At 72.2% G+C, this 26729-nt stretch carries 25 protein-coding genes; 12 read left to right on the top strand and 13 right to left on the bottom strand.

Translation table 11 applies throughout. The features are described from left to right. The first annotated feature begins 89 nt into the window (after window positions 1-89). The gene (locus ACW9TB_RS06970; RefSeq protein ID WP_472747090.1) at window positions 90-872 is read left to right on the top strand and encodes an electron transfer flavoprotein subunit beta/FixA family protein; all 783 of its coding nucleotides are present in this window, start codon (window positions 90-92) and stop codon (window positions 870-872) included. 18 nt (window positions 873-890) lie between these two features. Beyond that, window positions 891-1844 (top strand): electron transfer flavoprotein subunit alpha/FixB family protein, encoded by a 954-nt coding sequence (locus ACW9TB_RS06965; RefSeq protein WP_472747089.1) that lies wholly within the window; start codon window positions 891-893, stop codon window positions 1842-1844. Between the two features lie 91 nt (window positions 1845-1935). Here the strand turns inward: ACW9TB_RS06965 and ACW9TB_RS06960 are convergent, their stop codons facing one another. After that, window positions 1936-3126, bottom strand: a complete 1191-nt coding sequence (locus ACW9TB_RS06960) for an MFS transporter (RefSeq protein ID WP_472747088.1) — start codon at window positions 3124-3126, stop codon at window positions 1936-1938. Between the two features lie 184 nt (window positions 3127-3310). Beyond that, on the bottom strand, window positions 3311-3817 hold the full coding sequence (locus ACW9TB_RS06955) for a TetR/AcrR family transcriptional regulator (RefSeq protein WP_472747087.1): 507 nt from the start codon (window positions 3815-3817) through the stop codon (window positions 3311-3313). Window positions 3818-3928: 111 nt separating this feature from the next. Here ACW9TB_RS06955 and ACW9TB_RS06950 point away from each other — a divergent pair, with 111 nt between their 5' ends. After that, complete coding sequence (locus tag ACW9TB_RS06950) at window positions 3929-5092, top strand: cysteine desulfurase family protein (protein WP_472747086.1); 1164 nt, start codon at window positions 3929-3931, stop codon at window positions 5090-5092. 198 nt (window positions 5093-5290) lie between these two features. Then, on the top strand, window positions 5291-6361 hold the full coding sequence (gene mnmA / locus ACW9TB_RS06945) for a tRNA 2-thiouridine(34) synthase MnmA (protein ID WP_472747085.1): 1071 nt from the start codon (window positions 5291-5293) through the stop codon (window positions 6359-6361). Between the two features lie 88 nt (window positions 6362-6449). On the opposite strand, the gene ACW9TB_RS06940 is transcribed toward mnmA, so the two are convergent. Continuing rightward, entirely contained in the window at window positions 6450-7091 is a 642-nt protein-coding gene (locus tag ACW9TB_RS06940; RefSeq protein WP_472747084.1) for an MBL fold metallo-hydrolase, read from the bottom strand. Window positions 7092-7116: 25 nt separating this feature from the next. Next, window positions 7117-7644: a MarR family winged helix-turn-helix transcriptional regulator gene (locus ACW9TB_RS06935; RefSeq protein ID WP_472747083.1), complete on the bottom strand. Its 528-nt coding sequence runs from the start codon at window positions 7642-7644 to the stop codon at window positions 7117-7119. Between the two features lie 90 nt (window positions 7645-7734). Here ACW9TB_RS06935 and ACW9TB_RS06930 point away from each other — a divergent pair, with 90 nt between their 5' ends. Beyond that, a complete protein-coding gene (locus tag ACW9TB_RS06930; protein ID WP_472747082.1) occupies window positions 7735-8148 on the top strand; it encodes a nuclear transport factor 2 family protein in 414 nt (137 codons plus the stop codon). 161 nt (window positions 8149-8309) lie between these two features. On the opposite strand, the gene ACW9TB_RS06925 is transcribed toward ACW9TB_RS06930, so the two are convergent. The 5 genes from ACW9TB_RS06925 to eccB all read right to left on the bottom strand — a co-directional run bounded on the left by ACW9TB_RS06925 (window position 8310) and on the right by eccB (window position 12400). Further along, window positions 8310-9725 carry a hypothetical protein gene (locus tag ACW9TB_RS06925; RefSeq protein WP_472747081.1) on the bottom strand — a complete coding sequence of 472 codons (1416 nt, stop codon included), beginning with the start codon at window positions 9723-9725 and terminating at the stop codon, window positions 8310-8312. Between the two features lie 4 nt (window positions 9726-9729). Continuing rightward, window positions 9730-10101 (bottom strand): hypothetical protein, encoded by a 372-nt coding sequence (locus tag ACW9TB_RS06920; protein WP_472747080.1) that lies wholly within the window; start codon window positions 10099-10101, stop codon window positions 9730-9732. Window positions 10102-10218: 117 nt separating this feature from the next. Next, window positions 10219-10527, bottom strand: coding sequence for a WXG100 family type VII secretion target (locus ACW9TB_RS06915; RefSeq protein WP_472747079.1), 309 nt, complete (start codon window positions 10525-10527; stop codon window positions 10219-10221). 22 nt (window positions 10528-10549) lie between these two features. Next, window positions 10550-10864: a WXG100 family type VII secretion target gene (locus ACW9TB_RS06910; RefSeq protein ID WP_472747078.1), complete on the bottom strand. Its 315-nt coding sequence runs from the start codon at window positions 10862-10864 to the stop codon at window positions 10550-10552. Between the two features lie 108 nt (window positions 10865-10972). Beyond that, complete coding sequence (eccB, locus tag ACW9TB_RS06905) at window positions 10973-12400, bottom strand: type VII secretion protein EccB (protein ID WP_472747077.1); 1428 nt, start codon at window positions 12398-12400, stop codon at window positions 10973-10975. Between the two features lie 204 nt (window positions 12401-12604). Here eccB and ACW9TB_RS06900 point away from each other — a divergent pair, with 204 nt between their 5' ends. From ACW9TB_RS06900 to ACW9TB_RS06890, 3 genes are all read left to right on the top strand, one after another. After that, window positions 12605-12907, top strand: coding sequence for a hypothetical protein (locus tag ACW9TB_RS06900; protein ID WP_472747076.1), 303 nt, complete (start codon window positions 12605-12607; stop codon window positions 12905-12907). A gap of 80 nt (window positions 12908-12987) precedes the next feature. Beyond that, entirely contained in the window at window positions 12988-13797 is an 810-nt protein-coding gene (locus ACW9TB_RS06895) for a hypothetical protein (RefSeq protein ID WP_472747075.1), read from the top strand. Then, the gene (locus ACW9TB_RS06890) at window positions 13794-14201 is read left to right on the top strand and encodes a YbaB/EbfC family nucleoid-associated protein (protein ID WP_472747074.1); all 408 of its coding nucleotides are present in this window, start codon (window positions 13794-13796) and stop codon (window positions 14199-14201) included. The genes ACW9TB_RS06895 and ACW9TB_RS06890 overlap by 4 nt, the downstream gene beginning before the upstream one ends. Before the next feature lie 52 nt (window positions 14202-14253). On the opposite strand, the gene eccD is transcribed toward ACW9TB_RS06890, so the two are convergent. Further along, window positions 14254-15639 (bottom strand): type VII secretion integral membrane protein EccD, encoded by a 1386-nt coding sequence (gene eccD, locus ACW9TB_RS06885; RefSeq protein ID WP_472747073.1) that lies wholly within the window; start codon window positions 15637-15639, stop codon window positions 14254-14256. Window positions 15640-16003: 364 nt separating this feature from the next. Between eccD and eccCa the strand changes: the two genes are divergently transcribed. The 3 genes from eccCa (at window position 16004) to ACW9TB_RS06870 (ending at window position 21360) form a co-directional block, all read left to right on the top strand. After that, window positions 16004-19969, top strand: coding sequence for a type VII secretion protein EccCa (eccCa, locus tag ACW9TB_RS06880; protein WP_472747072.1), 3966 nt, complete (start codon window positions 16004-16006; stop codon window positions 19967-19969). An 87-nt stretch (window positions 19970-20056) separates the two neighbouring features. Next, window positions 20057-20440 (top strand): hypothetical protein, encoded by a 384-nt coding sequence (locus tag ACW9TB_RS06875; protein WP_472747071.1) that lies wholly within the window; start codon window positions 20057-20059, stop codon window positions 20438-20440. Continuing rightward, window positions 20437-21360, top strand: a complete 924-nt coding sequence (locus ACW9TB_RS06870; RefSeq protein WP_472747070.1) for a WXG100-like domain-containing protein — start codon at window positions 20437-20439, stop codon at window positions 21358-21360. Before ACW9TB_RS06875 ends, ACW9TB_RS06870 begins: the two co-directional genes overlap by 4 nt. A 100-nt stretch (window positions 21361-21460) precedes the next feature. Here ACW9TB_RS06870 and ACW9TB_RS06865 read toward each other — a convergent pair whose 3' ends face one another. The 3 genes from ACW9TB_RS06865 to ACW9TB_RS06855 all read right to left on the bottom strand — a co-directional run bounded on the left by ACW9TB_RS06865 (window position 21461) and on the right by ACW9TB_RS06855 (window position 25402). After that, window positions 21461-21790, bottom strand: a complete 330-nt coding sequence (locus ACW9TB_RS06865) for a YbaB/EbfC family nucleoid-associated protein (RefSeq protein WP_472747069.1) — start codon at window positions 21788-21790, stop codon at window positions 21461-21463. Between the two features lie 29 nt (window positions 21791-21819). Beyond that, window positions 21820-24081: a serine/threonine protein kinase gene (locus ACW9TB_RS06860; RefSeq protein ID WP_472747068.1), complete on the bottom strand. Its 2262-nt coding sequence runs from the start codon at window positions 24079-24081 to the stop codon at window positions 21820-21822. Between the two features lie 148 nt (window positions 24082-24229). Continuing rightward, window positions 24230-25402 (bottom strand): S8 family serine peptidase, encoded by a 1173-nt coding sequence (locus ACW9TB_RS06855; protein WP_472747067.1) that lies wholly within the window; start codon window positions 25400-25402, stop codon window positions 24230-24232. 265 nt (window positions 25403-25667) lie between these two features. On the opposite strand from ACW9TB_RS06855, the gene ACW9TB_RS06850 reads away from it, so the two are divergent. Further along, entirely contained in the window at window positions 25668-26672 is a 1005-nt protein-coding gene (locus ACW9TB_RS06850) for a methionine synthase (protein ID WP_472747066.1), read from the top strand. Window positions 26673-26729: the final 57 nt, after the last annotated feature.

Here is a 26729-nt window from a genome sequence, read left to right as displayed (position 1 = left end):
GTGCACGTACCCCGCGTGCACGTACCGCATCCGGCGTCAACCGCAGCGACGCGGTGGCGTACGCGAACACGGGAGGTCGGCCACCGGCCATGAACATCGTCGTCTGCGTGAAGCAGGTCCCCGACACGGCGACCGAGCGCAAGCTGAGGTCCGATGACAATACGCTCGACCGCGACGCCGCCGACGGCGTCATCAACGAGCTGTGCGAATACGCGGTCGAGGAGGCGCTGCGCCTGAAGGAGGCTCACGGCGGTGAGGTGACCGTCCTCACCATGGGTCCCGCCAAGGCGAGCGACACCATCCGCAAGGCCCTGGCCATGGGCGCCGACAAGGCCGTCCACCTGGTGGACGACGCACTGCACGGCTCGGACGCCCTGGGCACCTCCCACGCCCTGGCACAGACCCTCAAGAAGATCGGTTTCGATCTGGTCGTGCTCGGCTCGGAGTCGACGGACGCCCGCACCGGCGTCCTCGCCGCCATGCTGGCCGAGCGCCTCGGCGTGCCGCAGCTCACCTTCGCCAACCAGGTGGAGATCTCCGGCAAGGGCTCCATCTCCATCCAGCGCGTCACCGACTACGGCTACGACAGGGTCGAGGCCACGCTGCCCGCCGTCGTCTCCGTCGTGGAGAAGATCAACGAGCCGCGCTACCCGTCTTTCAAGGGCATCATGGCCGCCAAGAAGAAGCCGGTCGAGAAGCTCGGCGTCGCCGACGCCGACATCGACGCCTCCCAGGTGGGCCTGGCCAACTCCTGGAGCGAGGTCGCCGACTTCGCGGTCGCCCCGCCGCGCGCGGCGGGCACGATCGTCAAGGACGAGGGCGACGGTGGCGTGAAGGCCGCCGACTTCCTCGCGTCGAAGAAGTTCGTCTGAGAGCGGGGGTTAGCTGAGATGTCCGAGATTCTCGTTCTGGTCGAGCACGTCGAGGGCCAGGTCAAGAAGGTCACCCTTGAGCTGCTGACGCTCGCCAGGAAGCTGGGCACCCCGGCGGCGGTCTGGACGGGCGAGGGCTACTCTCCCGAGGCCCGGGCCAGGCTGGCCGAGTACGGCGCGGAGAAGATCTACCTGGCCGACTCCGCCGAGGTCAGCGACTACGTCGTGGCTCCCAAGGCGGAGCTGCTGGCCCATCTCGTGGCCGAGAGGTCGCCGGTCGCGGTGCTCGTCGCCGCGACGGCCGAGGCGAAGGAGATCGCCGGCCGCCTCGCCATCAAGATCGACTCCGGTGTGCTCACCGACGTCGTGGGGATCGAGGACGGCCTGGTCGCCGACCAGTCCATCTTCGGCGGCGGCATCAACGTCCGGTCGCGGGTGACCAAGGGCACCCCGATCGTCGCGGTACGCCCCAACGCCACGCCCGTCGAGGCCGCCGAGGGCGCGGGCACCGAGGAGCGCGTCACCTTCACCGTGTCCGACGCCGCCAAGGGCGCCAGGATCGTGGAGCGGGTCAAGGAGGAGAAGGGCGCGCGCCCGGAGCTCACCGAGGCCGCGATCGTGGTCTCCGGTGGCCGGGGTGTCGGCTCGGCCGAGAAGTTCTCGATCATCGAGGAGCTGGCCGACTCGCTCGGCGCGGCCGTCGGCGCCTCCCGCGCCGCCACCGACGCCGGCTGGTACCCCCACCAGTTCCAGGTCGGCCAGACCGGCAAGACCGTCTCGCCGCAGCTGTACATCGCGGCGGGCATCTCCGGGGCCATCCAGCACCGGGCCGGAATGCAGACCGCCAAGACGATCGTCGCGATCAACAAGGACCCCGAGGCGCCGATCTTCGAGCTCGCCGACTACGGCGTCGTGGGCGACCTGCACCAGATCGTCCCGCAGCTGACCCAGGAGGTCACCAAGCGCAAGTGACCGGCCGGGTCACGGCGTACTCGCACAGGAACGAGGGAGGGCACCGCACGCCGTGCGGTGCCCTCCCTCGTCGCGGCTCTCACCGGCGGGGTCAGGCCGCCATGGAGAGTTCGCGCCTGGGGGTCTCCAGCGGGACGGTGACCGCGCGGGAGCGGGGCAGGAACCACGCGACCGCGGCGATCAGGACGCCGAGCACCACGGCGATGCCGAGGCCCACCCTGAGCGTGACCAGATCGGAGAGGAAACCGATGATCACCGGGCCGAGCAGCAGTCCCGCGTAGCCCATCGCGCCGGTCTGGGCGATGGCCGGTCCGGGGTCGCCGGTCGCGCCGCCCGCCAGGGACATCGCCATCGGCGAGACCGTCGCCACGGCCACGCCCACGAACAGCATGGCCGAGATGGCGACCGGCGCCGTGGGGGCCGTGAGGACCACGCCGAAGGTCACGGCGGTGGCCAGGCCCGAGGTGACCATCATGCCGCGGGCACCGAAGCGGACCCGGACGCGGTCACCGGCGAGGCGCCCGGCCAGCATGCCCGCCTCGAAGATCGGATAGCCCAGGGCGGCGAGCGCCTCCGGCGCCCCCAGCGCGTCCCGCAGGTACAGGCCGTTCCAGTCGGCGACCGTACCCTCCACCATGAACGCGCAGAAGGCGATCACGCCGAGGAGGTAGACCACCGGGGGCATCCGGCGGCGAGGTGCCGAGGAGGTGCCGCTCCGGTTCACCGGGTCGGGCAGGTAGGAGCGGCTGACGAGGACCGCCACGGGGAGCGCGAGCAGGGCGACCAGGGCCAGGTGGACCGTGATCGAGAGTCCCGCCGCGATCGCCGCGGTGCCCAGCAGGCCCGCGGAGATCGCTCCCACGCACCAGCCCGCGTGCATGCCGTTCATCAGCGGGCGGCCGTAGGCGCGCTCGACCGCCGACCCCTGCGCGTTCATCGCGACGTCCACCGCGCCGAACGCCATGCCGAACAGGCCGCTCGCGGCCAGGGCCAGGGGGAACGACGGCGCCACCGCGAGCAGCGCCAGGGTGATCGCGGTCAGGGGGGCCGCGACCCGCAGGATGCTCCGGCTGCCGAAGCGTGCCATCACCCCGCGCATCGACTGCATGGTGACGAGCGCTCCCAGCCCCCACACGAGGAGGGTGACGCCCACCGACGCCTCGGACAGGCCGAGTTTGTCGGAGAGCGCCGGAATGCGTACGGTCATCGATCCGCACAGCAGCCCGGCGAGCACGAATGTGAGAACCGCCCCGGTTCGAGCCGCTCTCAGGTCGCGGGTCATGACTCAATCCCTTCAATAAATGTTTTGACAAACGGGGGAACGGGCATGCCAAAGACGGTCGCTTTCGCGCGTGCGAAAGCGACCACCAATCTTTGTGGGTGTTTCCCCTGGTCAGGTGGATGATTGGGCGGATGTCCGCCGGTCGGCGCGTGGTGGCGCCGGGGTGATCACGCAGGCGGGACGATCAGGCGGGCAGCAGGGCGAGCAGACGCTGTTTCAGGCTCTCGAAGTGCTCGGCGTCGTAGAGATCGGGGTCGTGGCTCGCCACGTCCCACAGCCCCTCGCAGGCCAGGCGCACGATCTGCGCCGCCCCCGGGTCGGGCTCGCTGTCGAGCCCCTCGCGGTGCCACCGGGCCATCGCCACCCGCAGCGGCGCCAGAAGATAGAGGTTGCCGGAGGCTCCCGTCACCACGGCCCAGCGCCGCAGCCTGCCGCTCCGTACGGCGGCGAACGTGGCCGCCAGATAGTTCTTGGTGTAGGTGTCGTGGCCCTGAGCGGCGACGAGTTCGTCGAACTCTTCGATCAGCCGCTCGACCATGCCCTTGATCAGGGCTTCCTTCGTGCCGAAGTGATAGAGAAGGCCGCCCTTGCTGCATCCGGCGCGCTCGGCGACGGTCGCCAGGGTGAGCGCCTGGGAGCCCTGGTCGCAGAGCAGATCCTCTGCCGCGTCCAACAGCTCCTCTCGTCTCATGCCGGTTACTGTACCGTCTGGACGGTTTAGTGGTCAACTCGGGGATCGGGTCCCGCGCGGGCGCGGATACGCTTGGAAGGTTGACAGCGAGTTGGGGAGGGGAATGCGGTCGTGAAGTCCGCCTATCTCGATCACGCGGCGACCACGCCGATGCTTCCCGAGGCGATCGAGGCGATGACAGCCCAACTCGGCCAGGTCGGCAACGCGTCCTCCCTGCACGCCGCCGGCCGCCGCACCCGCCAGGTCGTGGAGGAGTCGAGGGAGACCATCGCCGCCGCGCTCGGCGCCAGGCCGAGCGAGGTCGTCTTCACCGCGGGCGGCACCGAGGCGGACAACCTCGCGGTCAAGGGCCTGTACTGGGCCCGCCGCGCCGGGGGGGCGAGCAGGATCCTGATCAGCGCGGTGGAGCACCACGCCGCCCTGGACCCCGCGCACTGGCTGAGCGCCCACCAGGGCGCGACCGTCGAGCTGCTCGACGTCGACGAGCTCGGCCGGGTGCACCCGCGGACCCTCCGCGACGCCATCGAGCGCGACCCGGAGAGTGTCGCCCTGGTCAGCGTCATGTGGGCCAACAACGAGGTCGGCACCGTCCAGCCGGTCCGGGAGCTCGCCGCGATCGCCGGGGAGCACGGCGTCCCCTTCCACACCGACGCGGTCCAGGCCGTCGGCCAGCTTCCCGTGCTCTTCGCCGACTCGGGGGTCGACGCGCTGACGCTCTCCGGTCACAAGGTCGGCGGCCCGATGGGCGTCGGCGCCCTGCTGCTCGCCCGGGGCGTCGACCCGGTGCCGGTGCTGCACGGCGGCGGCCAGGAGCGCGACGTCCGCTCCGGGACGCTCGACGCCCCCTCCGTCGCCGGTTTCGCGATGGCGGTACGGGCCGCGGTGGCCCGGCAGGCCGAGACCTCGGCCCGGCTGACCGGGCTCCGCGACGACCTCATCCACCGGGTCCGCCAGGCGGTGCCCGGCGTGATCCTCAACGGCGACCCGGTGAACCGCCTTCCCGGCAACGCCCACTTCTCCTTCCCCGGCTGCGAGGGCGACGCCCTGCTCATGCTCCTGGACGCCAAGGGCGTGGAGTGCTCGACAGGGTCGGCCTGCTCGGCCGGGGTGGCCCAGCCCTCCCACGTGCTGCTCGCGATGGGCGCCGACGGGGTCCGGGCGCGCGGCTCGCTGCGCTTCTCCCTGGGGCACACCTCGACCGAGGCGGACGTGGACCGGCTGGCCGAGGTGATCGGCCACGTCGTCGAGCGCGCCCGTCGCGCGGGCCTGAGCTGAGCGGGCCCGTCGCGTGAGCCTGAGCTGAGCGGGCCTGAGCCGGTCCGTGCCGTACGGGCGCGGGCCGGGCGGGTCCCGGGTGATCGGCGCGGTGAGGGTGCCCGCCGGGTGGACCTGGGCGGCCGGTCCCGTACGGCACGGGCCTCGTTCCGGGCGGGCCGACGGGGTGGGCGCCGACGCGGGTACGCTCAGGGGGTTATGAGTCTTCGTGTGCTTGCCGCCATGTCCGGTGGCGTCGACTCCGCCGTGGCGGCCGCCCGCATCGCCGAGGCGGGCCATGACGTCACCGGTGTCCACCTCGCCCTCTCCGCCAACCCCCAGTCCTATCGGACCGGCGCCCGCGGGTGCTGCACGGTCGAGGACTCGCGAGACGCCCGCAGGGCCGCCGACGTGATCGGCATCCCCTTCTACATATGGGACATGGCCGAGCGGTTCCACCGCGACGTGGTCGAGGACTTCGTCAGCGAGTACGCCGCCGGCCGCACGCCCAACCCGTGCCTGCGCTGCAACGAGAAGATCAAGTTCGAGGCGGTGCTCGACCGGGCCCTCGCGCTGGGCTTCGACGCGGTGGCCACCGGGCACCACGCGCGGGTCGCGGACGGCGTCCTGAGCCGCAGCCCCGACCAGGGCAAGGACCAGTCCTACGTCCTGGGCGTGCTCACCAGGGAGCAGCTCGGTCACGCGATCTTCCCGCTGGGCGACTCCACCAAGGCCCAGGTCCGCGAGGAGGCCGCGCGGCGCGGTCTCCTGGTGGCCGACAAGCCCGACAGTCACGACATCTGCTTCATCGCCGACGGCGACACCCGGGGCTTCCTCGCCGAGCGCCTCGGTGCGGAGCGGGGCCCGATCGTCGACGAGTCCGGCGAGGTCGTGGGCGGCCACGAGGGCGCCTACGGCTTCACGATCGGCCAGCGCAAGGGCCTGCGCATCGACCGCCCGGCCCCCGACGGCCGCCCGCGCTACGTGCTGTCCATCGAGCCGGTCTCCAACACGGTCACCGTCGGCCCGCGCTCGTCCCTCCAGGTCACGACCATCGTCGCGGAGCGGCCGGTCTGGAACGGCCCGGTGGACGAGCCGCGCGAGCCGCTGGCCTGCACGGTCCAGCTCCGCGCCCACGGCGAGGTGTACGGCTGCCGTGCCCAGCTTTCCGGCGGGGAGGTCCACATCACGCTGGACGGCCCGGCCACCGGGGTCGCGGCGGGGCAGGCGGCCGTGCTCTATCTCGGCGACACCGTGATCGGCTCGGCCACCATCGCCTCGGCCTCCTGAGGCCGTCTTTTGAGAGCTCCAGGGCTCCCAGGGCCTCAGGGTTCTTAAGGTTCTCAGGGCTCCGAGGGCCTCAGGGTTCTTAGGGCTTCTAGGGCAGGGTGACCGACTCGCCGGGCTTGAGGCGGCGCATGTCGGCCCGCTGCTTGCCCGACTCCATCTCCAGCCACATGTCGATCAGGCGGAGCCCGGTGTCGTTGAGCAGGCCGTCGTGGGTGGAGAAGGCGCGGGCGGGACGGACCTGGCGGAGATACTCCACCATCTCCGACGCCTTCATCCACGGCGCGTTGGTCGGCACCAGGAGCGTGGGCACCTCGACACCCGGCGGGGTGAACGCGTCACCCGGGTAGAAGACCTCCTCGTCCACCAGGAAGCCGACGTTGCGCACGATCGGCAGGTCCGGGTGGTTGGGGGCGTGCCACTCACCGACGACCCTCACCCCGAAACCGGCCGTGTCGAAGGTGTCGCCGTGCCGTACCACCTGGATCTTCGCGGGAACGTCGGCGAGCGTGGCGGCCACGCCCTCGTTGGTCCAGATCTCCAGGGACGGGTTCGCCCCGGCCGCCCGGCGCAGCCGGTCGGCGTCCACGTGGTCGAAGTGCTCGTGGGTGATGAGCACGGCCCGTGCCCTGTCGAGCGCGGACTCCTCGCTGAGGGAGCCCGGGTCGATCACGAGGACGGAGTCGTCCTTCTCCAGGCGGACACACGCGTGCCCGAATTTCGTGAGTCTCATCCCCTCACCCTACGAGCGTGCCGGATCATGATCCCGCGGCGCCCTCGGCCCGGTCCCCGGCGGCGATGCTCTGGAGCAGCCTCGCCAGCAGGCCGGAGAGCTGCTCGCGCTCGGCCGCCGACAGGCCGGAGAGCATCCGTTCCATGCCGCGGAGGTGGTCGCCCACCGCGCCGCCGACGAGGTCGCGTCCCCCGGAGGTGAGCCGTACCCGTACGCCCCGGCCGTCGGAGGGGTCGGGGGTGCGGACCAGCAGGCCCGCCGACTCCAGGCGGTCGACGCGGTTGGTGGTCGCGGCGGGCGAGAGCAGCATCGAGGAGGACAGGGCCCCGGCCGACAGCCCCTCGGGGACTCCGGAGCGGTACAGGGTGGCGAGCACGTCGAACTCCCCCCGGTTGAGGCCGTGGGCGCGCAGGGTCGCGGCGATGGCGGTGCCCGCGAGGGTGTCGGCACGGGTGAGGCGGCCGAACAGGGCCATCGGCCGGGGGTCCACGTCGGGCATCTCCCTGTTCCACTGCTCGATCATCCGCTGGACACCGGCGTCCGGGTCTTCCATGCGCGCTCCTCACGTCTCGGTCCCAATAGTTTGACATCGAAATACCTGAGTGCAAGTATTTCTACGTCGAAATTCTTTGAGAGGATCATCATGAACGACGCGCAGCGCAACGCACAGGCCGTACGGGATCTCTACGACGCCCTCGGCGCGGGGGACCTGGAGCGCGCGGGGAGGGCGCTCACCGACGACTCGGTCCTGCACGTCCCGGGGCGAGGTGCCAACACCGGCGAGTACGTCGGCCGCGACGCCGTCCTCGGGTTCGTCGCCCACGCGTTCGCCACCACCGGCGGCACCCTCAAGCTGACCGTGCACCGCGTGCTGTCGGACGACGAGACGGCCGTGGCCCTGACGACCTACACGGCCTCCCGGCCCGACCGCGACCTTCCGCTGGAGAACAACCTCGCCCACGTCATGACGATGCGCGACGGCAGGATCGCCGAGGGCTGGTTCCACAGCCGGAACCAGTACGAGGTCGACGCCTTCTGGGGCGATGAGACGGCCTGAGGCGGATGTTCCCGGGCGGGGCCTCCGGCTCCAAAGGATTCCCGGGCTATGGTTTCCGGCTCCGGGGGTTTCCGGAGCGGGTGGGCCAAGGGCGGGGGATGTACGGAACTCGCGCGGGGGGCCGCCGCGGGAAGGCGGCGCCACCCCCGCGCGAGGTCCGGTCAGGTGATCACGGGCGGCGCCGTGCCGCCGTCACCACCCCAGACGTCCTCGTCCTCGGTGAGCCAGGTGGAGCGCTCGCGATCCTGGTTGCCCTCACCCTGCCCGCCGCCCATCGGCATGAAGGGCATGCCGCCCATGCCCATTCCCGTGCCGTTGCGGCCGTCGGCCCGCAGACCTCCGGCCCCGGCGCCGAAGCCGCCGCCGGTCCCGGTGGTGCCGCCGTTGCCGACCCAGGAACTCGGGCCGGCGGTGGTGACCGGACCGCCACCACCTCCACCGCCGCCGGTGTAGGGGGGCAGGCCGGTACCCGGACCTGTTCCGGGGCCTGTCCCCGGACCGAGACCGGCACCCGGGCCGGTACCAGGACCACCCGGCAGGGTGGGCTCGAAACCGGCCAATTGGGTGTTGCGCGGGTCGTTCGGGTTCAGCCCCGTCGGGTCGAGGGGGTTCGCGGCGGGGATGGTGCCGCCCCCCGGCAGGCCGCCGGTGCCCGGCCCGCCGGTGCCGGGCAGATTCGTACCGGGCAGACCGGCGCCGGGGTCGCCGGTACCGGGGAGCCCGGGGTAGGCCGGGTTGGAGCCGCCCGGATACTCGCCCCCGCCCGGCAGGCCGGTACCGGGACCGCCCGTGCCGGGACCGCCGGGGTAGCCGCCGGGGAAGCCGGGCATGCCGCCACTGCCGCCGCCGGGGTAGCCGGAGCCGCCACCGGGGAAGCCGGTGCCGCCCGAGAAACCGGGCAGGCCGCCGCCGGGGTATCCCGACCCGCCGGTGTAGTTCCCCGTGCCGCCCGGCGGATAGTTCTGGTCGGTGAGCGGGGGGGCGGCCGGGTCGTTCAGCCTGGGCAGGTCCTTCTCCACGGTCGCGGGGATGTTGTCGTAGACGGTGATCAGCTCCTTGTTGAGAGCCATCAGGTCCTCGCGGGCGAGGTCGTTCTCCGACTTGTCGGTGAAGATGATCCCGCCGACCGTGCCCAGGTTGAAGTTGTCGCCCGGGATGACGTCGATCCCGTCGTCGAACTCGAACCAGCCGCTCTTGGCGGAGTTCTGGATGTAGGAGGGAAGGATCTCCTTGCCGTAGTAGGTCAGTGGGGGTCCGAGCTGGCCGCAGCGGGTGGCCAGTTCCTGGACCGTCTTGTGGACGAGCTGGAGCGCCTTCTGCGCCTCGATCGAGGCGTCACCGCTCCAGACGCCCGACAGCTCTCCGGCGACCACCCTGATCAGGCTCTCGGTGCCGCCCAGCATGGTCTTCGCGGAGGCGTAGGCGTGCCCCGCGTCCTCGATGGCCCGCGGGTTGGTGGACTCGAGCATCGTCCTGATCTCGGTCGCGCTGTAGCCGCTGTAGTGGTCGCGGCTGCCGACCTGCGGCGCGCTCTCGCCGTCGAACTTGATGTGGTGGACCGCATGGTCGTTGCCCATGACGTCACACCGTCCTGTTCGTGGTGCTGGCCTGCTCGGCGTCCTCGTAGTTGTAGGCGACGACCCGCAGCAGGTTGATCGCCGCCCGGTACTTGACGATCGTGTCCTGGTAGACGGTGCCGATCTTCATGTGGGCCTTCTGCGCGGTCCTGGCGACGTCCTTGGCGGTGTCCCAGGTGCCGAACTGAGCCTCGGTCAGGTTGGTCAGGGCCCGCATGTCCTGCAGCGATCCCTCGTTCGAGCCCTCAAGGAGCTCGACGTCCTCCTCCAGGGCCTTGAGGAGCTGCTTGATCCGGTCGCGCTTGAGCTCGACGGTCGGGCGGTTCTTGTCGAGGCCGGGCCAGACGGGACCCGTTGGTTCTTCGGGAGGTGGCATGCCTCTTCTCCCCGTTACTGAGGGGTCACGGTGTCGCCGCGACCCGGTTGGTTCTCCCCGGCGACGAGAGGCCGCGGCACCGCCGTGGCCGCTTCGCCCCCGGGATCAGCTTCGGGATCAGCGCCCGTCGAACATCGTGACGTTGACCTTCTCGGTCATCGCGAAGTTCTCCCTGCCGATCTCGATGACGCCACCGAGGCGCTGGAGCAGCGCGGCCATCCGGCCGGACGCGGCGTCCCACTGGGTGCGGGCCCCGTAGTAGGCCGCGCGGGCGTCGCCCTCCCAGTCGCCGAGCAACCGGTCGAGGTCCCCTTCCAGGTTCTGGAGGGTGCCTTCCATCATCTGCCACTGCCGGGCGAAGTCGCCGGCAGAGCGGTCCATCTGGCCGAAGTCGACAAGAGTGCGGTCGAAGTCGTCGTTAGCCATGGTGATCCCCGTTCTGAGTTCGTCAGCTGTTGATGTCGGCGCCGAGGCGGCTGGTGACGGCGGTCTGGGCCTCCTGGGTCGCCTCGTAGTTCTTCTGGATGTTCTTGAGCTTGATGGACAGGTCCTCGAGCTCGCGCAGGATCTTGGTCATCTCGATGTTCCAGGCGTTGAACACGCCGTCGAAGGAGACCGCGGACTGGCCGTCCCAGCCGGCGCGCAGCTCGCCCCGGTGGCCTTCGAGCTGGGTCTTGATCTGGTTGATCGTGACCTTGGCCTCGTCGGTCTTCTGTGATGACTCACTGAGCCGCGAATGGTACGCGGAGGTCTTCTGGACCACGTGACACCTCCAGGGTGCTCTGCTGGCATGAGGGTTTCGATCATTACAAAGTGGACAGCCGTTACGTCTCTCACCAATAACGAACAGATATACCGTTGGTAACGGGGGTCACGGTTGTCCCACGGGCACCGGGACTCCCGCCGCCGTCCGGTTGAGTGCCGGGCCCTGCGGGATCAGGTGCACGATGTGCGCGGGCAGCGGCGCGACGTCCGCGGCGGTGTAGCCGAGGCTCTCCAGCGCCTCCGTCGCGGTGATCGCGTGCCGCCGTCCCTGGTCGCTGATCAGGAAGACCGAGGTGACCCCGTCCAGCCTGCCGTTCCCCGGCAGCACGCCCACCAGCGACGCGGTGCCCGGGGGGAGCACGACCTGGTCCACCGAGTCCTGGTCGTACCGGCCCGCGGGCGGCGCGGGGATGCGCATGGTGCCGCCGACGGTCAGCCGCGCCCGGGTCGAACCGCGCTCGGTGTCGGCGTAGACCGCGCACACCGGCGAGGCCGGGTCGGGGGTGACGATCCGCGGCATGGTCTCGGGAAGCCCCGCCGAGTCGAAGCGGGTGGCCGAGCGCCGCATCCCGTTCGCGGTCGCCGCGTCGATCTCCACGGCGCGCACCGGGGCCCTGCCGTACGCCTTCTTGCTGGCCGGGTCCTGGAGCAGGAGCTCGGCCTGGGCGGTGGTGAGCGCGGCCAGGCCGTCGGGGAGCAGGACGTACCACTTGGCCGCGCCGCCCGACACGGCCCGCACGGTGTAGATCCGGCCCGCGACGGAACGCCTGCCGTCGGGACCGCGCACCACCCTGCCCCGGGCGGCGAGCGCCGGGGCGCTGAAGTCGGGGCCGATGGGCAGCGCGTTGAGCCAGGCCGCCGGAACCTGCCGGGGCTGCGCCTCGGTCAGCGCCCGCAGGCTCTCCTGCGGCACCCGCATCCGCCGGTCGGACCAGAGCAGCCAGGTCTGCGAGCCCTCCTCCACGACCATCGCGGTGCCCTGCCCGATCGGGGTGCCGCCGACCTTGAAGCCGCCGATCAGCGAGGTGTGCGGGGAGCGCGTACCGGTCGCGTCCACGCCCTCGACCACGCAGGCCGACCAGGGGGCGCGGACCAGCCGGTCGTGGGGCGGCAGCGACTCGGGGGCGCCGGGGATGCCGACCATGAGCCCGCGGGGGAAGCGCGCGAGGGACGCCGTGGTGACCGCGCGGACCGCCACGCCCTGCCCGCCGCCGAGCAGCAGCCGGGCCGAGGTCACGTTGGCGACCGGGATCATCTGGCCCCGCGTCGCGCTGTAGACGAAGGTCGCGCCCGACTCCTCCTCGACGATCACCGTCCCCGGCGCGGTGAGCGCGGTGGCGCCGCCGGGCTTCAGCAGCCCGTAGATGCCGAACGCCACCGCGACCAGCACCGCGACCAGCACGCCGCAGAACGTCGCGACGTTGTGCCGGCGCATCGGCGACTCGGGTACGTCGGGTTCGCCCTGGAGCAGGGCCATGCCCAGACGCTGGGTCATCAGCCTGTGCGCCTGATAGAGATCACGACGGGTCTGCATCCCACCTCCGCCTCGCCGGATGCTCGGTCGCCGACAGCATAGAAGCGTGATCGACTCACCGGGCAGGGGGGTGCCGGTTGTGAACGGCGGAGGTCCCCGGTGTTTCCAGTCGTCGGCGAGCCGGTGAACAGGCCTTCGAGACGGGCGGAGGGGCCAGGGGGAGATGGTAGGAGATGTCCCAGAACATGTGATCACGGAGGCCGCATGACCCAGGAGAGGTACGTCACCTCCAAGGCGATCGAGGGTATTCGCAAGGAGATCGACGAGGACGTCATCCCGAAGATGAAGGAGCTTCACGCGATGCTGGCCGACACGGCGGTCGGCTTCCCCGGCTGGGGCGCCGTCGGCGAGGTCGCGATCGGGCTGCGCTACCGGAACGTGCGGCAGGACGTCGGGGACAAGTTCGACGAGGCCGTGGAGGTGCTGGAGTCGTGGACGGTCGCGCTGACCACCGCCCGCACCAACTGGCGGACGGCGGAAGACAGCAGCACCGTCGTGTACCAGTGAGCGGGGAGGGGACGGCGCCGGTGGCCCGTCCGTCCGCGGCGTTCTTCGGGTACCGGTGAGCAGGGGGAAGAGGGTTTGACATGACCGCGAGACCAGGGGGAAGGCCGAGCCCGCTGACGGCGGGCAGGAGTGCCAAGGGGGTGATCACGAACTCCACCAAGGTCCTGTCCACCCTCAAGGGCGGCGCCAGGCTCGCGCCCACCGCGTGGGCGGGCGTGGCGATCGCGGGCACCGCCGTGGCGAACGTGCCGGGCATGGCCGACGCCTACAACAACTGGGAGTCCATCCACTCGCGCCTGGACACCATGGTGAAGAGCTACGTCGCCATCCTGCTCACCAAGGGGAAGGACGGCTGGATCGCCGAGGACAGGGAGGCGTTCGACGACGCCGTCCAGCGGATGCAGGAGGCGCTGGAGAGCCTGCGCGCCTACGTCAAGAACGTCGCCGGGATCGTCGACGAGATGGGAGACGCCTACCGCGCGTACTGGCTGGCCATCGCCAAGGTCGCGGGAACCCTGCTGGTCCTCGCCACGATCGCGGCGGCGATGCTGGCGACCCCGTACGCGGCCACCGCCACGGTCAACCTGAAGATGCTGGGCACCATGGCCAGCCATGTCATCGCCCTCTCGACCGGCGCGCTGGGCAAGCTGGTGGCCTCGGCGGCCGGAAGCATGTCGGTCTACTTCTCCGGCAAGGCGTGGGTCCAGTCGTTCAACCTGGAGCCCACCGGCTCGGCCAAGGTCGACTTCACCAAGGCGAGGATCGACCCCTCGCTGCTGCCCTACCACGCCGTGCCCGCCCCGGCCCCCGGACAGCCCGCCCAGCTGCCCAAGGGCGGGACGTTCGAGTGGCTGTCACCCAAGAAAGAGATGCCGGAGCCGTACAAGTGAGCGATCCCAACCCCGAGAACCTGCGCCTGGACGACCTGGACGCCGTCGTACGGCAGAGCGAGGAGACGCTGCGGCGCCTCAGCGGGGTCTTCGTCGACCTGGAGACCGTCACCGGTGAGGGGTCCGGCGCCGACGGCCTGGCCCGCGCCGTGGTGGACGGCACCGGGCGGATCAAGGAGGTCACCCTTGAGCCGCGCATCATGCGCCTGGACAGCCAGGCCGTCGCCGAGGCGGTGACCGAGGCGGTCCGCGCCGCGCAGGAGGCCGCCGGGCGCGCGAACGAGGAGCTGCTGCGCGCCGCCACCGGCGACGCGCCCCCGCTGGACATGGGCGAGGCCCGCCGCCGCTTCGAGGACATCGGCCAGGACCTGATCCGTACTCTGGAGGACCTGAGGCGCGACTGACCGTCCGGGTGGAGCCCGCGCTCCACCCGGCGTCCCGTCCGGTCAGCCCGGGTCAGCCAGACAGGCCCCTGATGGCCGCGTACACGTCCATCACCCCGAGGGCGAGCGGGATCAGTCCCAGGATCAGGCAGAACTCCAGGATGTCCCCCGCGCGTCCCCAGAACGGGGAGGGCCGCCGCTGGGGCAGGAACAGCGCCATGCCGCCCGTCAGCGCCGCCGCGCACACCAGGCCGATCGTCACCGCGGGAGCAGAGCCCGGCACGGTGAACGCCACGCCCAGGGTCAGCGCGAGCAGCCCGGCCAGCCCCGAGCCGAGCAGCCAGAGCCGCTGCCCGGTCCCCTGGAAGACGCGGGCGCGCATCAGCAGCGCCAGCGAGAGCGTGATCACGGTCGCCGGCGCGGTCCATCCGCTCGCGGTGAGCACCACCGGCAGCGTGCCCAGGGCGACGAGGGCGACGCCCGCGGTCAGGCCGGTCGCGAACCGCTCGGCCTCCGTCGCGCGCCGCCGGATGTCCGCGCCGTCGATGTCCTCGGTGTCGCCGCGCAGTTCCTCGGCGTTGGCCGGCAGCGTGGGCATCGGCAGCCGCGCCAGCCGGAAGGACACCGTCGGGATGAGCGGCGCGCAGGCCAGGGTCACCGCGGCGGCCACCGCGGCCACCCCGGGCGCGGGCGCCCCGGTGAACATGACGACCGCCGCGCAGATCGTCCCGATCACCGCGGCCAGGCCGACGCCGAAGAAGTTGGGCAGTCCCTCGGCGACGATCCAGCCGGTCACGGTGGCGACCAGCGCGGTCACCGCGAACCCGGCCAGCAGGTTGGGCGCCCCGAACACGGCGGGACCGGCGGGGGGAGCGGGGACGCAGGCCCCGGCCAGGAAGGCGTGGGGCAGCGCGGTGTAGCCGATGGTCGCCCCGGCCCGGCCGTCGCCGACCGCCCTGGAGAGCGCGGCGCCCGCCACGACGGCGAGGATCGCGCACGCCCCGGCGAAGGCGACGACCGGCGCCCAGGGCGGCCCGCTCGCCGCGAGCACCGCGACCGCGGCGACCATCGACAGCGCCGCGGCGCCCAGTCCCGTACCCCTGGTGTGCGCGGTCCGCCAGCGGCCGGTCCGCTCCTTGACGCCGGTCGCCACGGTGTCGGCGACGTCGTCGAAGACCGCCTCGGGCAGCTGGGAGGAGCGGGGCAGCAGGTAGAGGACCTCGCCGTCCCTGATGCCCAGCTCGTTCAGGCCCGCGCCGGGGGGCATGGGGGCCGCGCCGATTCGCTGGAGCACCCAGCCGCCGGTCGGCGCGACCTCCTCGGCGCTCTCGCCGGTGGCGGCGAGCAGGTCGGGCAGCAGGTGGGAGAGGGGCAGGTCCGAGGGCACCGCCAGGTCGACCCGGCGGTGCGGGGTGACGACGGTGATGCGGCACAGGGGGATTGCGGTCACCTGGTTCACAGGGCGCATGGTAGCCACCTCCGCGATCACCCGGCACCCGGCGGGGTCCGTAAGGGACGCCGTGTTCACCTTGTGATCACCTGGAAAAGTCCCGGGGCGTGGAGTCCGCCGTGTTCACGCGGTGGTCACCTGACACCGCCGGGGTCACGAGAGTTCGCGCTGTTCACGGTGTCCGCGGTGTTCACCTCGCGATCACCCGGTCCACGACGTTCTCGCACCCCCGGTCGCGGCACACGTGCCGCCCCCGTGCCCGCCCGGTAATCGACGCCGAGTCGTTCCCGGGGATTCCGTCGACCGTGAGGGACGGTTTCGCTACGGTAATCCGGACGGGGCAATATTTGTTTAACTCACATTCGGGGGCGAAGTGGGCATCGTGGTCGTCCGGCGTCCCGAGAGGCGTCCGCCTCCGGCGTCACCGCGCGGTGAGATCCTCCTGGAGTCGCCGCCGGAGATCCCGGAGACCACCTCGGCCGGGTTCACGCAGGTGCTCATGTACCTGCCGATGGTGGCCGGTGGCGCCGCGATGGGGCTGATGTTCGCCGGGGGCGGCGGCGGAAACCCGATCATGTACGTGGCCAGCGGCATGTTCGCGCTCTCCATGGTCGGCATGACCATCGGCCAGATGGGCCGGGCGGGCGGGGAGCGCAAGCAGCGCATCAACGGCCTGCGCCGCGACTACTTCCGCTACCTGTCCCAGACCCGCGCCAAGGTCAGGCGCGCGGCGGGCAGGCAGCGCGAGGCGCTCAACTGGAACGGCCCCGCCCCCGACGCCCTCTGGGCGATCGCGCTGAGCGCCCGCCTGTGGGAGCGGCGCCCCTCGGACGCCGACTTCGGCGCCGTCCGGGTGGGCACCGGCTCCCAGCGCCTGGCCGTCCAGCTCGTACCACCGGAGTCCAAGCCGGTCGAGGACCTGGACGCCATGTCCGCCGGGGCGCTGCGCCGCTTCGTCCGCGCCCACTCGACGGTGGCCGACCTGCCCATCGCCATCTCGCTGCACTCCTTCGCCAGGGTCAGGCCCACCGGCCCTGAGGCGGCCGTCCGCGACATGGTCAGGGCGCTCGTCGGCCAGCTGGCCGTCTTCCACTCGCCGGACGAACTCAGGATCGCGGTGTGCGCCTCGAAGGAGTGGATGGCCCACTGGGAGTGGGTCAAGTGGCTCCCGCACGCCCTGCACCCGAACGAGGCCGACGCCGCGGGGCCCGTCCGCCTCATGACCGACGACCTGGGCGAGCTCGACCGGCTGCTGGGCGCCGACTTCAAGAACCGGGCCCGGTTCAGGCCGGGCGTCTCCGCCGAGGCGCTCCCGTACCACGTCGTGATCGTCGACGGCGGGCACGTCCCGCAGGACTCCCCGCTGGGCGCGGACGCGATCGAGGGGGTCACCCTCATCGACCTCGACGGGACCACCACCCCGGCGGGCGAGAAGACGATGCTCAGGCTGCGCGTCACCGAGGACCTGTTCAGCCGGGTCACCACCGACCAGGCGGGCAAGGAGGTCGTCACCCCGCTCGGCAGGCCCGACCGGTTCTCGTACCTGCAGGCCGACGGGCTCGCCAGGCGGCTGGCCCCGCTGCGCGGCTCCCCGGCCGGGGCGGGGGGCGGCGACGCGCTCGCGGCCGACACCACGCTGGCCGAGCTGCTGGGACTCGGCGACGCCGCGGGGCTGGACCCGGCGCTGCTCTGGCGTCCCAGGGCGCCGCGCAACCGGCTGCGGGTGCCGATCGGCGTCGGTACCGACGGGCGCCCGGTCGAGCTGGACATCAAGGAGTCGGCACAGGGCGGCATGGGCCCGCACGGCCTGGTCATCGGCGCCACCGGCTCGGGAAAGAGCGAGCTGCTGCGCACGCTGGTGCTCGGCCTGGCCGTCGCGCACTCGTCGGAGGTCCTGAACTTCGTGCTCGTCGACTTCAAGGGCGGCGCGACCTTCCTGGGCATGGACTCCCTGCCGCACGTCGCGGCCGTCATCACCAACCTCGCCGACGAGCTGCCGCTGGTCGACCGCATGCACGCCGCCCTGCACGGCGAGATGGTACGGCGCCAGGAGCTGCTCCGCGCCGCAGGGAACTACGCCTCGCTGCGCGACTACGAGCAGGCCAGGGAGCAGGGGACCGACCTGCGCCCGATGCCGACCCTCTTCGTGGTGCTGGACGAGTTCAGCGAGCTCCTGTCGGCCAAGCCCGAGTTCATCGAGCTCTTCGTGATGATCGGCCGCCTCGGCAGGTCGCTGGGGGTGCACCTGCTGCTGGCCTCGCAGCGGCTGGAGGAGGGCAGGCTGCGCGGCCTGGACACCCACCTCTCGTACCGGATCGGCCTGCGGACCTTCTCGGCGATGGAGAGCCGGGTGGTGCTCGGCGTGACCGATGCCTACGAGCTGCCCTCGGCCCCGGGCAACGCGTTCCTGAAGTTCGACACCACCGGGATGGTCCGCTTCAAGGCCGCGTACGTCTCCGGGCCCTACGCCCCCGAGCGGCGGGTCGTGCGGCGCGAGCGCGCCGAGGGGCGGCAGATCGTCCCCTACGGTCCCGCCTACATCGCGCCTCCCGTCGAGGCCGAGCCCGAGGGGGAGCCCGAGGCCGTCACCACGGGGCGCGACACGCTGCTCGACGTCGTGGTCCGCAAGCTGGGCGGGCAGGGCCCGCCCGCGCACCGGATCTGGCTGCCGCCGCTGGCCGAGCCGCCCTCGCTGGACCAGCTGCTCCCGCCCCTCTCGGTCACCCCCGAGCACGGGCTGACGACCGCGCAGTGGCAGGGGCGCGGGCGGCTGCACGCGCTGCTCGGCGTCGTCGACCGCCCCTTCGAGCAGCGGCGCGACCCGTACTGGCTCGACCTGTCGGGCGCCGCCGGGCACCTGGCCGTGGCCGGGAGCCCGCAGAGCGGCAAGAGCACCGTGCTGCGCACGCTGATCGCCGGTCTCGCCCTCACCCACACCCCCGCCGAGGTGCAGTTCTACTGCCTGGACTTCGGCGGCGGCGCCCTCGCCTCGCTGGAGGGGCTGCCGCACGTCGGCGGGGTGGCCAACCGGCTGGACGCCGACCGGGTCCGCCGTACGGTCGCCGAGGTCACCGCGCTGCTCGCGCGGCGGGAGCGGGAGTTCGCCGAGCGGGGCATCGACTCGATCACCACCTACCGGCGCCAGATCGCCGGGGGGACCGTGGACCCCGGCGGCTTCGGGGACGTGTTCCTCGTGGTCGACGGCTGGCTCACGGTCCGCCAGGAGTTCGAGTCGCTGGAGCCCGTGATCACCGAGCTGGCCGCCCGGGGGCTGAGCTACGGCATCCACGTGGTCGCCGCGACCAACAAGTGGTCGGAGTTCCGGCCGTCCATCCGCGACCTGTTCGGCTCCCGCGTGGAGCTGAGGCTGGGCGACGCCTACGAGTCCGAGGTGAACCGCAGGACCGCGATGGCGGTTCCCGAGGGCGTGCCGGGGCGCGGCCTGACCCGCGACGGCCTGCACTTCCTGAGCGCGCTGCCGCGCGTCGACGGCGGCGGCCAGAGCGACGACCTGCCCGTCGCCACCCGGGCGATGATCGAGTCCGTCGCCACGGCCTGGCAGGGGCCGCCCGCCCCCAGGGTGCGCCTGCTGCCCTCGGTGCTCGCGCCCGAGAGCCTGCCGGGACCCGAGGAGTCCGGCGCGCGCATCCCGCTGGGCATCGACGAGAGCACCCTGTCGCCGGTGTTCGCCGACTTCGACGCGGACCCGCACCTGGTCGTCATCGGCGACAACGAGAGCGGCAAGTCCAACCTGCTGCGCCTGGTGGCCGAGGGGGTCGTGGCCCGGCACCAGCCCGTGGAGGCCCGCCTCGTCGTCATCGACTACCGCCGCTCACTGCTGGACGCCGCCTACACCGAGCACCGCATCGGGTACGCGGCCTCCTCGACCGCCGCCGCCGAGTTCATCGGCGAGCTGAGGGAGTCGCTGGTCAAGCGGCTCCCCCCGGCGAACCTCTCACCCGAGGAGCTGCGGTCGCGCGGCTGGTGGAAGGGGGCGGACATCTACATCGTGGTCGACGACTACGACGTGGTGGCCTCGGGGGCCAACCCGCTCGGGGCGCTGCTCGACCTGCTGCCCCAGGCCCGCGACATCGGCCTGCACCTGGTGCTGGCCCGCGCGATGGGCGGCGCGGGACGGGCCATGTTCGACCCGGTGCTCCAGCGGCTCAAGGACATGGCCACCCCGGCCGTCATGATGTCGGGCCACAAGGACGAGGGCGTGCTGTTCGGGGTGCGCCCGCACCCGCTGCCGCCGGGACGCGCCTATCTCTCCGACCGGAGGAACGGCGTGCGCCTCGTCCAGACCGCTTTCGTTCCCCAGCCCGACTCCGCGAAGTGAACGGAAATAAACAATAGAGAGTGGTTTCTCGTAACAATGGATGGCTAGCGTCACCCCCTTAACGTGTGTCACGTTTAGGGGGCTCTCTTGTCAATACCTCCGGAGCCGACGGACGTCAGCCCATCCAATCTGAAGAAACGCAAGGAAGACTTCCACGGCGAGCGCGACGAACTCGCCAAGGCCTTCACCGACGCCATGGCCGCCCTCGACGGCCTGGGTAACTTCTGGGGCACCGACGAGGCCGGGCAGAAGTTCGCGGGCACCGAGGGCGGCACGGGTTACTTCGCCGCCAGGGACGAGGCCAAGACCCACGTCGAGCACATCAGGGAGGGCTACGACAAGATCGGCGACAACCTCGCCCTGGCCGGTGACAACCTCACCGGGGCCAACTGGTCCACGGTCGGGGCGCTGGTCACCGCGATCACCGGCCCCGAGATCAGCGTTCCCGCCACCAAGGCGGAACTCGAATGAGCGTGCTGGGGTTTGTCAGGGCCAACCCGGTCAAGACCGCGATGGGCGCCGGTTCCCTCGGCGCCGCGGGGTTCGTCACGGCGATGCTCGGCGTGGCCTGGCCGGACGGCGACCCGGACAAGCTGCGCAAGGCCGCGGACATCTGGGACGGCCTGGCCGACGCCATCGACCGTACCGGGGGCGACGCGAACGGCATCGCCGAACAGGTCTGGAAACAGAACAGCGGCCAGGCCGTGGAGGAGTTCCGGAAACTGTGGACGGAGACCTTCCGGCCCTATCCCGGCAACGTCGCCACCTACTGCCGCGCGATCGCCACGGCCTGCCGCGAGTACGCCCGCGCCGTGGAGATCACCCAGTACGTGCTCATCGTGCTCGCCGTCCAGGCCTGGGTGAACATGGTCTACACGGTCGCGTGGGCCTGGGCCACCGCGGGCGTCGGCGCGGCCGTGCAGAAGCAGATCATGGACAGGTTCCTCAAGGGACGCGCCGTCCTGCAGAAGAAGCTCTTCAAGATCAGCGTCGAGAAGATCATCTATAACTCGTTCTACTACCTGGGCGACAGCCTCCTCTACGCGGGCGGCCAGCAGGTGATCCAGTGGAGCGTCTTCGAGCTGGCCGGGGTCGAGAAGGACCTCACCGGCAACGACGTCACCGGCGCGGGGGAGAACGCCAAGCAGTTCGGCCGGGGCTTCGCCGCCAACATGGCCTTCAACGGCGTCTACGACCTGACCAAGATCGGCCCCTGGGGCAGGGCCTTCCCGCCCAACGCGGTGGGCAACCTGATGTCCCGGCTGGCGGGCTCAGGGACGTACACCGTCACCGACAACACGCTCCAGGGAAACCCCGACCTCCCCACCTGGGAGCAGTGGGTCTCCAAACTCATCGTGCACGGCTCCCGTACGGCCAGACCGCCCTCCTGAACCGGCCGGGAGCGGTCCGGGCCCGTCGGGGCGAGAATCTCCACGAAGTCCGGCCCCGGGCGAAAGCCCGGGGCCGGATTCTGCGCTCGGGGGAGGCCGGTCAGTACCGGAAGGGGTCCTCCAGGAGCGAGTTCAGCAACTCGCCGGTCTGCGCGGCCGCGTCCCTGGTGGCCACAGCCGAGGCCTCCAGGATCGCCTCCGCGAGAGCCTCGGAGCCCAGGCGGAGGGCGCGCGGGTCGATGCGGAGCGCCGCCAGCGCGCCGCTGGCCAGCACCTCCACCGACACGTGGCCACCGGCCGCCTCACCGCGGCCCCTGGCCTCGGCCAGTTCCTGGCCGACCTCCTCCATCCGGGTCGTCTGCTCACCGATCACCGCGAGGAGCCGGTCGGCCTCCGGATCCCCGGTGGGTGAGTACGGTTCGCCAGGCATGCCCGGCGTGCTCCCTCGCTCGCCGCGCATTACCCGCAGTTCCCCCAATCGAGGGCGGAGGTCCCGGCCGGGCCGCCACCGTTGAAGCGCACGCACTTGCCCTGGGAGGAAAGGACGACCGGGCCCGCGTAGTACTCGTAGTTGCCCCGGTCGGTCTTGGGCGGGCTGCCCTGGACCTCAAGGGTGGCCCAGAGCGGGGACGAGACTCCCACGTTCGCGCTCTTCAGGGCGACCACGCAGGTGCTCTTCGTGGCGCTGTTGAAGAGCTGGTAGGTCGTCCCGCCGTTGAACGGGGCCTGCCGCTGCACCGAGAAGCCCGGCCCGCAGACCTTCTCCGGGGTGTAGGGGTTGGTGCGCTGCGTGGGAGGGGGCGACGACGGCCTCGTGGACGTGGGGGAGATCGTCGGCCTGACGGTCGGCCGGGCCGTCCACGAGGGCCTGGCGGGCTGCGAGGGCCTCGCCGTGTGAGAAGGCCTCGCCGTGTGAGAGGGCCTCCAGGACGGCCTGGTCGGTGACGACGTCGGCTTCGCGGCCTGCCGCGTCGAGGTCGCCGTCGGCGTGGGGGTCGGAGTCGGCGTCGGCGTGGGGGTGGGCGTGGGAGTCGGGCCGGGGGTTCCCGGGGGCGGCGTCGGCGTCGGCGTCAGGGTGGGCGTCGGCGTCGGAGTGGGCTCCGGGGTGCCCGGCGGTGCCGGGGTGGGGGTCGGCGTCGGGGTCGGGGTCCCGCTCGGAGGCCCTTCCGGCTCGACGGTCAACGACGGGGTCGGCGTCGGCGTCGGGGTCGGCTGGACCGGCGAGGTGGCGGAGGGCACCCCGGCCGTGGGAGTCGGCGTCCCGGGCACGGCCGGAGCCGTGGTGAACGGCGTCGTCGGCACGGGCGGAGGGTTGGTGTACGGGCCGATGGTCGGGACCTGGGGCAGCCCGGTGGGCGCGTCGCTGGGCAGCTGCAGCGGTCCCACCTCCGCGACCTCGGGGGCGGGCGTCGTCCCCCAGGGGACGGTCACCTTGCCCGAGGGGTTGTTCCCGGTGTCCTGCACCGGGTCCTGCCCCTGCGGCGCGTCTCGCGACTGGTCGGCCAGCCCGAGCGACACCTCGGGCAGCGCGCCGTTGGCGGAGGCCCGCTCCAGGTCGCTCAGGGCGGTGTACCGCCCGGCGGCCCACAGCCCGAGCCCGGAGAGCAGGACGATCACGCCGACGCAGGCGGCGAGCGCCATCGAGAAGTTGCCCGTCCTCGGGCGGTCCCTGACGGCCTTCGCGGGTGCCGGGTCCGTGGCTCCGGGAGCGGGGGACGCGCCCTGGGGAAGCTGCGGAGCCCCCCAGACCGACGTCGCGGGCCCCGCCTGCCGCGGTACGGCGACGTCCGGGATGTTCTCACCCCGTGGCGAGTCGTCCCCGCCCGTGGTCCCCGTGGTCCCCGTGTCCGGCCGTGCCTCCACGCCGGTGCCCTGCGCCCCGAGGTCCGTTCCGGTACCCGAGACGGTGCCGGGGACATCGGGAACGCCGGAGACAAGTCCGGGAAGCGGGAGAGCGGGCGCGTCCGGGACCTCGGGCTCGCCCAGCAGGCGCAGCATCGCGGCCTTGGCGTCCGGGCGTTCCTGCGACCGCTTGTCCAGGCAGGAGGCGAGGAGGGACCGCAGGTCGGCGGGCAGGCCGGTCAGGTCCGCGGGACCTTCCAGGACCTTCTCCGGCCGTCCGTCGAAGGGCGGGCGCCCGGTGGCCGCGTAGACGACCGTGGCCGCCCAGGAGAAGAGGTCGGCGGGCCTGCCCGCCTCCGCCGAGGCGGTGCCGGAGGCGGCCTCCTCGCGGATCTGCTCGGGGGCGCGGTAGTCCGGCTCCCGCTCGCCCGTGACCGGTTCGAGCCCGATGTCGAAGACGCGGGGACCGTCCGGGCCGAGCAGCACGGTGTCGGGGGTGAGGGAGCCGTGGGCGAGGCCGGACAGGTGGAGCGCGGTCAGCGCGGTGAGCGTGCCGGTGGCGAACCGCTCCAGCGCGTCCCCGGTGAGCGGTCCGTCCGAGGCCACCGCCTGCCGCAGCGTGGGCCCCTCGACGTGCTCGCGGACCACGTACGGGCGGTCGTCGAACCAGCCGACCTCCAGCAGCCTCGCGGTGTGCGCCCCGGACGCGCGCTTGGCGGCGTGCAGCTCGTTGGTGATCCGCTCCCGGGTCCGGGGGTCGGGAGACTCCGGCTCGGCGGCGAGGAGGCGGATGACGCGGATGGTGTCGTCGTCGGGAAGATGTCCCAGGTAGACGGCGTGTCCTGGATCCGGGTCGAGCCGGCCGACCAGGATGTGCACACCGATACGCTTGGGATCTTCAGGCAGTAATGGGTGCAAATACCCCATTGCATTCCTTCCAGCACAGCTGTCAATAAAGCCGCTTTAAGCTAATCGGGCACCATCCAACCAAATTTGGCGCACCGGATCGTATTTTTAGTCCCGTTCGTTACGTTTGGTTCTCGACGGAGCCGGGTCGCCAGCCCCTGCGGCGCCCCATCGGGACGGCGATTCCCGCCACGGTGACCAGGACGCCCACGACGAGTGCTCCCATCGCGACCCAGAGCGAGATCGAGATGGCCCGGGAGTCCTCGGGGGGCGCGGGCCGCACCGCGTTCCCGGGCAGCGGAGCCGCCTGGCGCGGCGCGAGCGCCACCTGCTCGGACGGCAGGATCGCCGAGACCGCCAGTAGGGGGTTGACCATCCCCGCCCCGGTGCCCGTCCCCGCGCCGCCGTCGGCGGTCAGCTCGACGCGCCGCCGTACCCGCACGTTGTCCAGCCCGGGGTGGCGGGCGCGGACCAGCGCGACCACCCCGGCCACGTACGGGGCGGCGAAGCTGGTGCCCTCCAGGTCCTCCCGGTAGGCCCGACCGGCCCAGGTGCTCGTGACGTTCCGGCCGGGGGCCAGGACGGAGACGGGGGTGACGGCGTTGGAGGAGTCGGCCCTCGCCCCGTCGGGACCGGCGGCCCCGACCGAGAGGACCCCCTCGTAGGCGGCCGGGTAGGCGGGTGCCGGGGTGCCGTCCTCCTTCTGCACGTTGCCGGCCGCGGCCACCACGACCGCGTCCATGGCGAGGGCGTAGTTGACCGCGTTGCGCAGGTCGGCCTGGTCGCTCGCCTGGACCGACACGTTGATCACGTCGGCGCCCAGCTCGGCGGCCCGCACGATGGCCGCGGCCAGCCGGGCCACGTCGCCGGTGCCGTCCGAGGTCTGCTTGATGGAGATCAGCCTCGCCCTCGGCGCGACCCCGGTGAAGGGCACCCCCTTCATCTCGGCCGCCGCGATGATGCCCGCCACCGCCGTACCGTGGCCGAGGCAGTCGCGGGTCCCGGTGGCGGTCAGGTCGATCGACCGGGTCCTCCTCAGCTGGGGGTGCCCGGTGTCCACCCCGCTGTCGACGACCGCGACGGTCACTCCGGCCCCCTTGGTCAGCTCCCACACCTCGGAGAGGCTGAGCCGCCGCTGGGCCCAGGACTCCCCGATGCTGGTCGTGCCGCGCTTGGGATTGCACCTGACGGGCGCGGCCGTCCCCGCCGTCTCCGCTCCCGTAACCTTCGCCACGGCCGGTGGCGCCGTGACCGCCGCCAGCACCAGCACCGTGACGAGCATCCGACCGATCACGAAACGCCCCCAGAACAGAACAAGCCAGAACAAAAGGTCCCCGAGCGAGACGGCCCCCACGCCGCGACGCCTCCGGAGCGATGAGGCCCCAGAAAAGGGTGAATACCGGGCAGCACCCTACTCAGCTTGATCGCACGCCGTCACGGCGCGGCGGGATTCCCCCGGCCGGAGGCGCGATCCGGCGGTCCTAAGCTGGCGTGGGCGGGCGAACCGGGCAGGCGCCGGTGGTTCCCGCCCACGTCCCGACGCGAAACCAGGAGCAGTCTTGAGCCAGTACCCATGGGGCGAGGCGACCGCGACCGGCATCGGGTCGCATCCGGGGGAGGACCACGCCGAGGCGGTCAGGGTCGCCTTCGGGGAGTCGCCCGCGCTGCCGTACCTGCCGGAGCTGCCCGCCCGTGGTGTCGGCGCCGACATGATCGGGCGCACCGCGTCGCTCCTGCTGGAACTGCCCGTCGAGGTGCAGCCGTCGGGCTGGCGGTTCGCCGACCGGCCCGGCCGCGACTTCAAGCGCGCCCGCGACCACCTCGTCCGCGACCTCGACGGGCTGGAGGAGGTGGCCCAGGGGTACGTGGGGCCCTTCAAGATCCAGGTGTGCGGGCCGTGGACGCTGGCGGGGGCGATCGAGCTCCGGTACGGCGACAAGACGCTCGCCGACCCGGGGGCGGTGCGCGACCTGGTGGACTCCCTGACCGAGGGGATCGCCGCGCACGTCGCCGACGTGCGCCGCAGGGTGCCGGGCGCGTCGCGGATCGTGGTCCAGATCGACGAGCCGGGGCTGCCCGGCGTCCTGATGGGCACGGTGCCGACCGCCTCGGGCTTCGGGCGGCTGGCCGCCGTCGACCGCCAGATCGTCGCCGACCGGCTCGGGGCGGTGCTCCCCGAGGGGACGTTCACGATCGTGCACTGCTGCGCCCCCGGCGTGCCCTTCGGGGTTCTGCGCACGGCGGGCGTGGGGGGCGTCTCGCTGGACACCCACCTCATGAGGAGGCGCGACGAGGACGCGATCGGCGAGACCGTCGAGGCCGGGACCGCCCTGTTCCTCGGTGTCGTACCGGGGACGGACTCCAGGATCCCGGACGTCGACGTGGTCGCGGAACCCGCCGTCGGGCTCTGGCGCCGCCTCGGCTTCCCCGCCTCGACCCTGGCCTCGCAGGTCGTGCTCACCCCCGCCTGCGGCCTGGCCGGGGCCTCGCCCGCCTACGCCAGGGCGGCCCTCGCCGCCTGCCGCAAGGCCGCCCGGGTGCTGCAGGACGACCCGGGCGAGTGACCCCGTACGCCGCCGTGTGACCACCCGCGCCGCTCCGGCCGCCTGCCGCGGGGCCGC

This window comes from Streptosporangium sp. H13245 (genome assembly GCF_055690525.1).
Note: the sequence above shows the minus strand (reverse complement) of the source record. Positions and strands in the feature narration are given on the sequence as shown.